Raw genomic sequence first — 12,886 nt, forward strand, 5'->3', positions numbered from 1 at the left:
ATTATACGCGGCAGGCATGAATACTGTCAATTTATAGTTCTGTTACATTACTGGCGGTAATCTCAACATCGGGCCAGCCGTCATAGATCCAGTCTTCCAGGCGATCCAGGGTGTTGCGGGCAATGGTTTTATCAGGACTGACAGTAACGAAACCCAGCACCGCCACCTGACAGTTGTCCTGGCGATCCACCTCGGCGCAGGAGACGTTGAAGCGGTTGCGGGCCCGGCCCAGGATGCTCTTGATGATGCCCCGTTTTTCTTTCAGCGAAAACGCTGGTAACGAGAGATGGATTTCAGAGCAGAAGATGAACACGGACTAAAACTCTGCATGTCGCGGCGTCCGTGGAAATGGAATCACGTCACGGATATTTTCCATGCCGGAGAGGTACATGATCAGCCGCTCAAAGCCCAGGCCGAACCCGGCATGGGGGGTGCTGCCCCAGCGGCGGGAATCCAGGTACCACCAGAGTGGTTCTTTGGGTATTTCCATCTCTTCAATCCGGTTTATCAGCCGGTCCAACCGTTCTTCCCGCTGGCTGCCGCCGATGATCTCACCCACCTTGGGCACCAGCAGGTCCATGGCTGCCACGGTGCGGCCATCGTCATTCTGGCGCATGTAAAACGCCTTGATATGCTTTGGGTAGTTCAGCACAAAGACCGGACCACCCACCACCTGTTCGGTCAGGTAGCGTTCATGCTCGGTCTGCAGATCCAATCCCCATTCCACAGGAAAGTTGAAGCTGACCGGAGCCTTCTGCAGGTGGGTGATGGCATCGCCGTAGTCCATCCGCGCAAACTGTGCCTCAGCAACGGCCTGTACCCGCTGGATCAGCCCTTTTTCAATATGCAGGTCAAAGAAGGCCATGTCCTCGGCGCATTCTCTCAGGGCAAAACTGCAGAGGTAGCGGACAAACTCTTCGGCAAGGTCGGCATCATCAGCCAGATCGGAAAAGGCCATTTCAGGCTCGATCATCCAGAATTCTGAAGCATGTCGGGCGGTATTGGAGTTTTCAGCCCGGAAGGTGGGGCCAAAGGTGTAGATGTTGCCAAAGGCCTGGGCAAACAGCTCCCCCTCAAGCTGGCCGCTGACGGTCAGGCCGGTCCTCTGACCAAAGAAGTCCTGGCCAAAGTCGATGCTGCCCCCTTCGTTGCGGGGGGCACCGTTGGGGGGCAGGGTGGTGACCCGGAACAGCTCACCAGCCCCTTCGCAGTCGCTGGCGGTGATGATCGGGGTATGGACATACAGGAATCTGCGTTCAGCAAAAAACTGGTGAATTGCCTGGGCCAGCTTTGAGCGCAGCCGGAAGACAGCGCCAAAGGTGTTGGATCTGGGCCGTAGATGGGCGATGCTGCGCAGGTACTCAAAGCTGTGACGTTTTTTCTGGAGCGGGTAGTCAGGGCTAGCCTCACCAACCACTATCAACTCTGTTATCCGTAGTTCGTACTGTTGACCGGCAGCCGGAGAGGGGACCAGTTCGCCGGTTGCCTGCAGGGCGGTTCCGGTGCCGAGTTTGCTGTAGTTATCAAAGTTGGTTACAGTTGCCCGCTCAAGCACCAATTGGATGCCGGACAGGTTGGAACCGTCATTCAGGACGATGAAGGCAACATCACCGGAGGCCCGTGTTGAGCGGATCCATCCGGCAACAGTGTAGCTGCCGCCTGCTTCAGGCTGTTTGAGAAGGTCTGCGATTAATGTGCGTTTTGCCATGGGAAGCTCCGCTTACTGCCCGATGATCTTTCTGCGTGGTGGCCGTTTGGTTGGCGTTGGTGGCTGAGGTGTCTTAGGTGCTTTTGCAGGGGCTGTCATGCGCTGTTCCCGCTGCTTGACTGGTGGCGGGGCATCCAGTGCCTGGGCCTCTTCCTTGCTCAGGAGACGGTATTCACCCGGTTGCAGGCCACCCAGGGTCAGGTTGCCGTAGCGTATCCGGCGCAGCCGTACCACAAACAGCCCCACGGCCGCGCACATCCGCCGCACCTGGCGGTTACGGCCTTCACGGATGGTGACAGACAGCCAGTCATTGCTCTGGTCGTTTTTCAGCAGGCGCACCGTGGTGGCTCCGGTGGGGCCATCCTCCAGTTCCACCCCATCAGCCAGTTTCTTGATCTGCTGTGGATCAATCTTGCCCCTGACCCGCACATGGTATTCCTTATCAACCTGATGGCGGGGATGCATCAGCCGGTTGGCCCAGGCACCGTCATTGGTCAGCAGTAGCAACCCTTCAGAGTTGTAGTCCAGCCGTCCCACCGGAAACAGGCGTTCGCCGATATCCTTGACCAGCTCGGTTACCAGCTGCCTTCCCTGGGGGTCCTTGAGTGAGGTGACATAGCCGGCAGGCTTGTGCAGCAGCACATAGTAGAACGTTTCAGCCGGTTTAACCGGCTGGCCATCCAGGGCTATTAGATCTTTGGTCGGATCTGCCTTGCTGCCCAGTTCAGTCACCACCTGGCCGTTGACGGTGACCCGCCCGGCCAGGATCATCTCTTCCGAGGCGCGGCGGGAGGTGATCCCGGCAGCGGAAATAATTTTTTGCAGACGTTCCATCATGGCGTGTCCTCAGGGTGTTTCGTGTCGGTTTCGCCCGGTACCAGGGCTAGAAAGAATCCTGCTGCTGCTCCATACAAGGCCCCTGACCAGGGGTTGCTCATCATGGCTCAGCTTCCGCCTCCGGCGCAACGGGACATCCAGCCGAAGATTCCTCCGGCAAGGGCACCGCCACCGATCAGGATCAGAAATTTAAGTAGTTTTTTGTTCATGGATTCCCTAACAGAAACAGGGGCGCCGAGGCACCCCTGTTTGAATTGTTTTGCAGCGCCTTGAGTAGGAACACAAACCTATTCAGCCATGCGGGTCATGGCGCGGAACTTCTGGTAGCGATCTTCAACCAGTTGTTCCGGTGTCATCTCTTTCAGTTCAGCCAGGTGGCGGCGGATGGCTGATCCCATGGCCTGGGTAGTGGCTTCGTGGTCACGGTGGGCGCCGCCAACCGGCTCGTGGACGATTTCATCAATCACGCCCAGCTCAATGATATCCTGGGCTGCAGGCTTAAGTGCTTCAGCAGCCTGCTGGCCTTTGGTGCCGTCGGACCAGAGGATGGCAGCGCAACCTTCCGGCGAGATAACCGCATAGACGGAATGCTCCAGCATCAGGACCCGGTTGCCAACGGCAATGGCCAGAGCGCCACCGGAGCCACCTTCGCCGGTAATGCAGACAATGATCGGCACGGTCAGGCTGGCCATCTCGCGCAGGTTGCGGGCAATCGCCTCGGCCTGGCCACGCTCTTCTGCCCCAATGCCGGGATAGGCGCCAGGGGTGTCCACAAAGGTGATGATTGGCAGGTTGAACTGTTCAGCCATCTGGAACAGGCGTAGCGCCTTGCGGTAGCCTTCAGGGTTGGGCATGCCGAAGTTGCGGAACACTTTCTCTTTGGTGTCGCGCCCCTTTTGGTGCCCTACCACCATCACCGGTTGGCCGTCAAAACGGGCCAGACCACCCACGATGGCGTGGTCATCGCCGAAGTTGCGATCACCGTGCAGCTCATTGAAATCAGTAAACAGATGCTGGATGTAATCAAGGGTAAAGGGGCGGTTGATATGACGTGCCACCTGGGCCTTCTGCCAACGGGAGAGGTTGTTGAAGATCTCCTGACGCTTGGTCTCGACGCAGCTTTGCAGCGCATCGATCTCGGTAGACATCTCACTGGCACCCAGTGAGCGCAGTTCTTCGATCTTCTTTTCCAGCTCGGCAATCGGTTTTTCAAACTCCATGTAGACAGTAGCTGCCATCAGAGTACCTCACAAAAAGTTAAATTTGAGTATCAGGTGAGGAATGAGGATTTTTTCGTTTTGGGTGGGGCAAGCAAGGACTTACGCGGAGACGTACTGTCTGGTACGTCGCACAAGTAAGGCCGCCGCTTGACACGGCCAGGACGGAAAAAGACCATTCATTCAAAGATCGCGGCATTATACCCGACACAGCGTTCTACCGCTACCCTAAATTCATCGCTGGCCGCCACTTTCAGGTGGTCCGGCAGTTTAATGATGGTCCGGCTGCGGTTGGGGATCTCAAGTTGCAGTAACACCGGCAGATTACCGGGGTGTTTTTCCAGCAGATCCCTGATCGGCGTTAACTGTTCCGTTGTCAGTTCCAGCAGGCGCAACGCCAGGCTGACACGAGTGGTCTGCTGCTCCTGGGCCTCGGACAACAACTTGATATCGCCATTGACGTTGACCTGATTGGGGAATTTGCGGCCATTACCTTCCTGGGGCTTCATCACCAACAGCTTGCAGCCTTTTTCACCCTTTTCCAGTTTGCCGGTAAACAGCAGCGGGTCATCTGATTTTAAGAGGCCTGCTGCCGGGACGTACATGTCGGAGAAGACGGTGATCTCAATCTGGCCGGTCAGGTCTTCAATGGTGACAAAGCCCATCCGGTCGCCCTTTTTGGTCATAATTTCTTTCAGGGAGGTCACAATCCCGCAGACACGTACCTCCATACCATCCGGGAAATCCACCAGTCGGGCGATCTCGGCACTGGCCAGGCGTTTAATGTCAGAGGCATAGCGGTCCAGCGGGTGACCGGTGATCAGAAAGCCCAGCGCTTCCTTTTCATAGCCCAGCTTTTCCTTGTCGTGCCATTCTTCGATATCCGGCAGTTTGCGGCCGGAACGGGTTGCGGTGGCAGTGGGCATGTCGCCAAACAGAGAGACCTGGGCACTGTCCCGCTCCTCCTGAAAACGTTGACCTGCGGTGGTGGCATCATCAAGGGCCGCCATCAGCGGGGCACGATGTTTATGCAGCGAATCAAAGCCACCGCACTTGACCAGCGCCTCCATGACCCGCTTGTTGACCCGGCGCAGGTCCACCCGCTCACAAAAATCGTAGATATCGGTAAAAGGACCGTCTGCGCGGGCTTCGATAATCGATTCCACCGCGCCGCCGCCAACCCCTTTGACCGCGCCCAGGCCGAAACGCATTGACTTGCCCGACACGGTAAAGGACTGACCCGAGGTGTTGATATCCGGCGGCAGTACCTCAATCCCCTGTTCACGGCAGTCACTGATGCTCTTCAACACCTTGTCGGTGCTGTCCATGTCGCAGGAGAGCAGGGCAGCCATGAACTCAACCGGGTAGTGGGCCTTGAGATAGGCAGTCTGGTAGGCGATCAGGGCATAGGCAGCCGAGTGGGATTTGTTGAAGCCGTACTCGGCAAACTTGGCCATCTGGTCAAAGATCGCCTCGGCCTTCTTGATGTCCAGCCCCTGGGCCTTGGCCCCTTCCAGGAACGGTTCCTTTTCCTTGGCCATAACCGCCGGGTCTTTCTTACCCATGGCGCGGCGCAGCAGGTCGGCCCGTCCCAGGGAGTATCCGGCCAGGGAACGGGAAATCTGCATAACCTGCTCCTGGTAGACAATGACCCCGTAGGTGTCCTTCAGGATCGGCTCCAGCTGGGGCAGATCGTAGACTACCTTCTGGCGGCCATGCTTACGCTCGATGAATTCATCCACCATGCCGCAGCCCAGCGGGCCGGGGCGGTACAGGGCGCAGGCCGCGATCACGTCCTCAAAGCAGGAAGGTTTCAGCTTGACCAGCATCTCCTTCATGCCGCTGGATTCAAGCTGGAAGATACCGGTGGTGTTGCCGGCGGTGATCAGGTCGTAGCTGGCCTGGTCATCATCCCGCAAGCGGGTGATATCAAACTCCGGGTTCTGGCCTTCGCGGATCATCCGCACCGCGTTCTGGATTACGGTCAGGTTTTTCAGTCCCAGGAAGTCGAACTTGACCAGTCCCACCATCTCCACATACTTCATGGAATACTGGGTGTTGATGCCGCCGGTCTTCTGATCCTTGTAGACCGGCAGATACTCTTCCAGCTGATCCGGGGCCACCACCACCCCGGCGGCATGGGTTCCGGCATGGCGGGCCAGACCTTCCAGACAGTTGGCAGTCTCCAGTAGTTGCGCCACCTTGGGATCGGCAGCAGCCATCTCTTTCAGCTGCGGTTCCTGCTTGATCGCCTTTTCAATGGTCATCTTCAGGTCATCGGGGATCAGCTTGGCGATCTTGTCCACATCGCCGTAGGCCATATCAATGGCCCGGCCCACATCCCGCACCACCGCCTTGGCCTTCATGGTTCCAAAGGTGATGATCTGGCAAACTCGCTCGCGGCCGTACTTCTGCACCACGTACTCGATCACCTTTTCCCGCTGATCCTGGCAGAAGTCCACGTCAATATCAGGCATGGAGATCCGTTCCGGGTTCAGGAACCGCTCAAACAGCAGGTTGTAGGGCAGGGGGTCCAGATCGGTGATCCGTATAGCATAGGCCACCAGCGAACCGGCAGCCGAGCCCCGGCCCGGTCCCACCGGAATACCCTGGCTCTTGGCCCAGTTGATAAAGTCAGCCACAATCAGGAAGTAGGCCGGGAACTTCATCTGGCGGATACAGTCAAGCTCGATCCGCAACCGGTCATGGTAACCCTGAACCTGCTCCTCGGTCATGTCCGGGTATTTGGCCCGGATGGTGATCAGACGCTCCTGCAGACCGGCAATCGCCTGTTCCTCCAGCATGTCGTCGTGGGTCTTGCCTTCAGGCGGTTCAAAGTGGGGGAAGTAGTAGTCCTTCTCCAACGGCAGCTCAAGGTTGCAGCGTTCGGCAATCGCCACCGTATTGGCAACCGCCTGAGGCGCATAGTGGAAGGCCGCCGCCATCTCGTCCGGGGTCTTGACGTAGAACTCATCGGCCGAGAACTTCATATGGGTCGGGTCAGACATGGTCTTGCCGGTCTGGATGCAGAGCAGCACCTCATGGGCCTTGGCATCTTCCCGGTTCAGGTAGTGGCAGTCATTGGTGGCCACCAGCGGCAGGCCTAGTTCTTTGGCCACTTCCAGCAGCCGCAGGTTAACGGTGTCCTGTTCCGGCAGGGTGTTTTCCTGGATCTCGATATAGTAACGGTCGGGGAACAGCTGGCTGTACCAGCGGGCGGTCTCCAGGGCATCTTCCATTTTGCCCCGGCCGCACTGCATGGCCACTTCACCCTTCAGGCAGGCAGACAGGGCGATCAGGCCGCCGCTATGTTTTTCCAGCAGGGCGCGGTCAATCCGGGGGCGGTAGTAAAAGCCTTCCTTGTAGCCAGCAGAGGTCAGGTAGGAGAGGTTCTTGTACCCCTCAAGGTTTTCGCAGAGCAGGATAATGTGATAGGCCGCATCGGAGATACCCTTGGAATCTTTTGAAAAACGGGAATCAGGGGCGATGTACAGCTCGCAGCCGATGATTGGCTTGATTCCGGCCTTTTTGCATTTCAGATAAAACTCCACCGCACCAAACATGTTGCCATGGTCAGTAATGGCCAGGGCAGGCATCTGATACTGTTTGGCCTTGGCAACCAGGTCTTCAATCCTGATCGCTCCGTCCAGGAGTGAGTACTGGGAATGTAGGTGCAGGTGAACAAAGGGGGTGATGGTTTGTGTTGTTTCAGCTACTTCCATGGGGGCTGCCTCCCGACAAAACTGTGAGGCAATGAGTATGCCTCATGCCAAGATATGGTGTCAATGTCGGGGTTTTGACGCAAGATGTTGTTGCAGGAACTGCGCCCAATTATAAAAAATGCGACTGTGTGATTTGAGGGTTGCTTTTAAAAATAGCCGGTGGGTTGCTTGACAAAGCAGCAATACTGCATAGACTACTGTAGAATTTGTGGTCTGAAAAAGTGGAGGAAGTGTGAAACAGCTGTCTGCTTTTCTGTTTGTTAAGGTGCTACTTCTCATATTTATCAGCCCTGCACTCTCTTTTGAGTTCCCGGCAACTCCCCTTGGATCTGATATGATGGGCGTCGTAACCAGTTCTCAGTGGATCGATCGAGTTAATAATCTTACCGTTGGAACCCCAACCTATGACAGTATCAACCAGGGCTTTCCGATTACCACCGATGTTAACGGGATGACGAATCATGAAGACTGGCCGCAATCGATTCGCACACCAAATGTAAGTCTTCAGGCAGGTCATGCCTATCAGTTTGTCCTACGCATGAAAACGGACGTTTTCCCACGCGGACAAAACATCATGGTTGTGGCAAGAGATGCTGCAGACTCGACGCAGGTCTACCAGTTTGCCTGGAACGCGTCAAAGGCCGGGGAGTGGGAGGATGTTTACGTTCCTGTATACCCTACAAAAAATGGCAGTTGGCGTCTGGATGTCTGGGTACATCCCACGATTAAGTATACTTCAACACCATCAACCATTTATATCTCTCCAGATGTTGATTGCTATGAGCTGTCCAGCGGTAACGAGATCGCTACCCTTCGCCCCATTGATGTTTCAACGGACAAGGATGCCTTTGTCAGCAGCACTGAGTGGATCGACGGCCTCGGCAATGTGTATGTCAAGGATGGCGAAAACTGGAAACACGTATTTCCCCGGATGATGTACCGGCGTTATCAATCCGAATTGGGTGGCGTGGCCTTTAAAACAATATTCCAACGTTACAAGGAGTATGGTTTTAACGGGGTTATGGATATCTGGGATGAATACAATGCCCAGGATGTCATGGATGCCGGTCTGGACTATATCTCCATCATGTCTAATTCCACTAACTCGGACGCCACTGTTACAAGTTTTGAAAGCATGAAAGGCTATATTGATCGTGTCTACAACTGGGCAACGACAAACAATCGCCATGGGAATCTTCTTTGGTACAACTACGACAACGAAAATGCCCATGTAGCAGATTACGAGTACAAGCAATCCCTTCAGGCATACATTGACACCTATCATCTTGATCCACTGACCGGCAAACGCCGCCACCCTGTCTACGTACTGAATGGACAGAACGGTCTACCGCGCACCTATCACAATACCAGTCGCAACGTAATGGATCTTACCGGCTCCTATGTTGGTACTGCAGATGCTCTTGGTACCCCCAACGGCGTCCCGGCAGCTCCAAGGTTGCTGATTGAATCCATGACCCAGAACCAGCGGGCACCGGTTGCCGTCATCCAGTTGCAGACGTATTTCAAGGAAGAATTTATCCCTTCACTGTTCTACGGCATTATCATGGGTGGCCGTGCCTTAAGTGTATGGCGCGATGGTACGACTTTTAGCGGCTCGACAGCGGACTTCCGTGACAATGTCTGGGCCCTGGCATTCAAAAATGACGTCTCCCCCAAGATAGACCTAATGCTGCCAATCATCGAACAGCCGCACTTTACCAACTGGAAGGCCTGGACCAACCAGTTTCCAAGTGTCCGTATCGGTACCCGTGAACTAAACGGTGTCGGCTACCTGCTTCTCTCCAGCTTTGCCGCCACCGACCTGTCGGTAACCGTAACCCTGCAGAACCGGCAGGCAACCAAGGCGGTTGATTACTTTACCGGTGAAGAGATAGGGACGGTCAGCAATGGCCAGTTTACCTTTACGATGGGGCACTACAATAATGGTTACCGGGTAATCCGACTGGTAGCCCCCACTGCAGCTGCCGCCTCACCGGCATCCAATGACTATGGCACGGTCAGCAATGGCCAGACATCAAGCAGCACCACCTTTACCCTCTCCAACCACTCCTCTGCCACCTCATCCCTGCAGATCAACTCAAGAACGATTACCGGCACCAACGCGGATCAATTTATCTTGAGCAACGGCAGCTGTGGCGCACCTCCCTTTTTTCTCGATCCCGGTGGTTCATGTACGGTACAGGTCGCCTTCAAACCCACCACAACCGGGCTTAAGAATGCCACACTGGCAATAACCAGCACCGACGTTAACAGCCCTACGCTTTCCGTAGCCCTTTCCGGCACCGGTCGTGCTCAACTGAACCTCACCGTCAGCACCAGCAATGGCAGTGGTGGCACCGTAACCGGTGACACATCCGGTATCTCCTGCACCGGCGGGAATTGCACCTATGACTTTACCCAGGCAGACACCGTCAACCTGACCGCCACCGCTAACATCGCCTCTGTATTTGGTGGCTGGTCAGGTGCCTGCACCAACGTTTCAGGTCTCTGTACGGTGACAATGAGCAACACCAAAACCCTGGGCGCTGCATTTAACCTGGTACCCCGTGCCCGGATAGGCACCACCCCCTACGGTAGCCTTGCCAGCGCCTATGCAGCCGTTGCATCAAATGGTCTGATTCAGGCCAAATCACTTATCTTCCCGGATAGCGGCCTAAGCTGTAATCGCAACATCAGCTTTAGCCTAAAAGGCGGGTATGCTGATACCTACTCCAGCCAGACCGGCTACAGTACGATTAGCGGTAAACTGACCCTTGCAGGAAGTGGGACCGTCACTGTTGACAGGATTGTGATTCAGTGAAAACAGCAGGAGTGAATGTGAACAGAATAGTGGGTTATCTCCTTTTTAGTGCTTTGCTACTGCTGTCGATCAGTTCTGCTATGGCGGCTGAACTACCGGCTGCAACCCTTGGGCCGGATCTGATGGGGGTGGACCCGGTGGCAGATACCCGGTGGGCTGCTTTCAACAGTTCACTAAGCTATGATAGCTCTCAAAAGGGTTTCCCTTTTACCACGAATGTTAATACCGGTGAGACCAACCATGACACAATGACAAAACTGATCCAGTCTCCCTATGTCACCCTCACAGCCGGAAAACAGTACCAGTTTGTGCTGCGCATGAAGGCCGATACTTTTCCTCAAGGCCAAACCATCAACTTCGTAGCCGAAGCGGTTGGTGTCAACGGTGTTCCCTCTGAGGCGGAGCGGCATTCGACCTGGAATGTGTCGCGTGCAGAACAGTGGGAAGATGTGTATTTATATGTACGTCCACAATACAGTAGGAGATGGTATGTCCAGGTCTGGGTGGAGCCAGGCACCCGCTTTGCTGCGACGCCCTCAACAATCTATCTTGCACCTGATTTTGATGTTTACGAGCTTCCTGGCGGCAATGAGGCGGTGACGATGCATGGCGTCAATACCGTTACCGACAAAGACAGTTTTGTCAGCAGCACACAGCTTGTTGATGGCCTGGGAAACATCTATACGAAAGAAGAAAATAGCACCACATGGAAACATGTCTTCCCGCGCATGATGTACCGGCGATGGACTACCGACCATATTACAGAATTTCAGCGTTACAAAGACTATGGATTTAACGGTGTCATGAATATTGCTGATGACGATTCCGCTCAGGCTGCGCTGGATGTCGGCCTTAAGTACATATCCATCAATGTTCCCTGGATAGATGGTACCTTCGATTACATTTGGCTTCGCATGGATGACGTCTATCAATGGGCGGAACGAACGGGACACCATGCCAATGTCCTCTGGTACAATGTTGATAACGAAAATGCCTTTGTCGGCAACTACAGTTATCAGGAGCAGATACGAAACGGCATTGATACCTTTCATCTCGATCCGCAAACCGGCAAGCGGAGGCATCCCGTCTACGTCAATAACGGCAATGTCGGCATTCCACGCACCTATCACAATGCCAGCCGCACTTTCATGGATTTCACTGGCAGCTATGTCGGTTCTGATGGTGCGTCGAAAGGACCTGATCTGAGGCCGGGGCCAACCCTGCTCACCCAGTTTGTGAGCCAGAACCAGCGTGCGCCAGTGTCGGTTATCCAACTTCAGATGGGAATCGGCAATACATTCATTCCTTCGTTGTTTTACGGCATAATCATGGGTGGACGGGCTATGAGCGTCTGGAGGGATGGGGGCTCTGAGCTCACAATCGATAATCCACTTAATCCTTGGCCTGCCGCTTTCCGGGATGATGTCTCCCCCAAGATTGACCAGATGCTGCCGTTGATCGAACAGCCGCACTTCACTAACTGGAAGGCCTGGACCAACCAGTTTCCCTCTGTCCGTATCGGCACCCGAGAACTGAACGGTGTCGGCTACCTGCTTCTCTCCAGCTTTGCCGCTACCGACCTGCCGGTAACCGTAACCCTGCAAAACAGACAGGCAACCAAGGCGGTTGATTACTTTACCGGCGCAGAGATAGCCACAGTAACAAACGGACAATTCACTTTTACGATGGGGCATTACAATGACGGCTACCGGGTAATCCGTCTGGTTGCCCCCACCGCAGCTGCCGCCTCACCGGCATCCAATGACTATGGCACGGTCACCAATGGCCAGACATCCAGCAACGCCACCTTCACCCTCTCCAACCACTCCTCTGCAACCTCACCCCTGCAGATCAACTCAAGAACGATTAGCGGCACCAACGCGAACCAATTCATCTTGAGCAATGGCAGCTGTGGCACTACTCCGTTTACTCTTGCTCCCGGTGGTTCCTGCACCCTGCAGGTAAGCTTCAAACCCACCACAACCGGGCTTAAGAATGCCACACTGGCAATAACCAGCACCGACGTTAACAACCCTACGCTTTCCGTAGCCCTTTCCGGCACCGGTCGTGCTCAACTGAACCTCACCGTCAGCAACAGCAATGGCGGTGGTGGAACGGTAACCGGTGATTCCTCCGGTATCTCCTGCACCGGCGGGAATTGCACCTATGACTTTACCCAGGCTGCCACCGTCAACCTGACCGCCACTGCCAACATCGCCTCTGTTTTCAGCAACTGGTCCGGCGACTGCAGCGATAGCTCCACCACCTGCAGTCTTTCCATGAGCGACACCAAAACCCTGGGCGCTGTATTTAGCCTGGTACCCCGTGCCCGGATCGGCACCACCCCCTACGGTAGCCTTGCCAGCGCCTATGCCGCTGTTGCATCAAATGGTGTGATTCAGGCCAAGTCACTTCTCTTTCCAGATACCGGCCTTAGCTGTAATCGTAACATCAGTTTTAGCTTAAAAGGCGGGTATAGCGACACTTACTCCAGTCAGACCGGGTACAGTATTATTCCAGGAAACATGACGCTTACAGGAAGTGGAGCTGTAACTGTTGACAGGATTGTGATTCAGTGAAA

At 55.1% G+C, this 12,886-nt stretch carries 7 protein-coding genes; 2 read left to right on the forward strand and 5 right to left on the reverse strand.

The features are described from left to right. Positions 1–31: 31 nt before the first annotated feature. The 5 genes from B5D39_RS03440 to dnaE form a co-directional block, all read right to left on the reverse strand. Positions 32–313, reverse strand: a complete 282-nt coding sequence (locus B5D39_RS03440; protein WP_078789001.1) for a DUF503 domain-containing protein — start codon at positions 311–313, stop codon at positions 32–34. A gap of 3 nt (positions 314–316) precedes the next feature. Next, a complete protein-coding gene (gene asnS, locus B5D39_RS03445) occupies positions 317–1,708 on the reverse strand; it encodes an asparagine--tRNA ligase (protein ID WP_078789002.1) in 1,392 nt (463 codons plus the stop codon). A gap of 12 nt (positions 1,709–1,720) precedes the next feature. Further along, a complete protein-coding gene (locus B5D39_RS03450) occupies positions 1,721–2,545 on the reverse strand; it encodes a pseudouridine synthase (RefSeq protein ID WP_078789003.1) in 825 nt (274 codons plus the stop codon). A 287-nt stretch (positions 2,546–2,832) separates the two neighbouring features. Further along, positions 2,833–3,783 (reverse strand): acetyl-CoA carboxylase carboxyltransferase subunit alpha, encoded by a 951-nt coding sequence (locus B5D39_RS03455; RefSeq protein WP_078789004.1) that lies wholly within the window; start codon positions 3,781–3,783, stop codon positions 2,833–2,835. Positions 3,784–3,941: 158 nt separating this feature from the next. Beyond that, complete coding sequence (gene dnaE, locus B5D39_RS03460) at positions 3,942–7,484, reverse strand: DNA polymerase III subunit alpha (protein WP_078789005.1); 3,543 nt, start codon at positions 7,482–7,484, stop codon at positions 3,942–3,944. Between the two features lie 232 nt (positions 7,485–7,716). On the opposite strand from dnaE, the gene B5D39_RS03465 reads away from it, so the two are divergent. Beyond that, entirely contained in the window at positions 7,717–10,305 is a 2,589-nt protein-coding gene (locus B5D39_RS03465) for a choice-of-anchor D domain-containing protein (protein WP_078789006.1), read from the forward strand. 17 nt (positions 10,306–10,322) lie between these two features. Further along, positions 10,323–12,884, forward strand: coding sequence for a choice-of-anchor D domain-containing protein (locus B5D39_RS03470; RefSeq protein WP_139366665.1), 2,562 nt, complete (start codon positions 10,323–10,325; stop codon positions 12,882–12,884). Positions 12,885–12,886: the final 2 nt, after the last annotated feature.

Origin of the sequence: Trichlorobacter thiogenes, assembly GCF_900167465.1 — a bacterium.
Lineage (GTDB): Bacteria > Desulfobacterota > Desulfuromonadia > Geobacterales > Pseudopelobacteraceae > Trichlorobacter > Trichlorobacter thiogenes.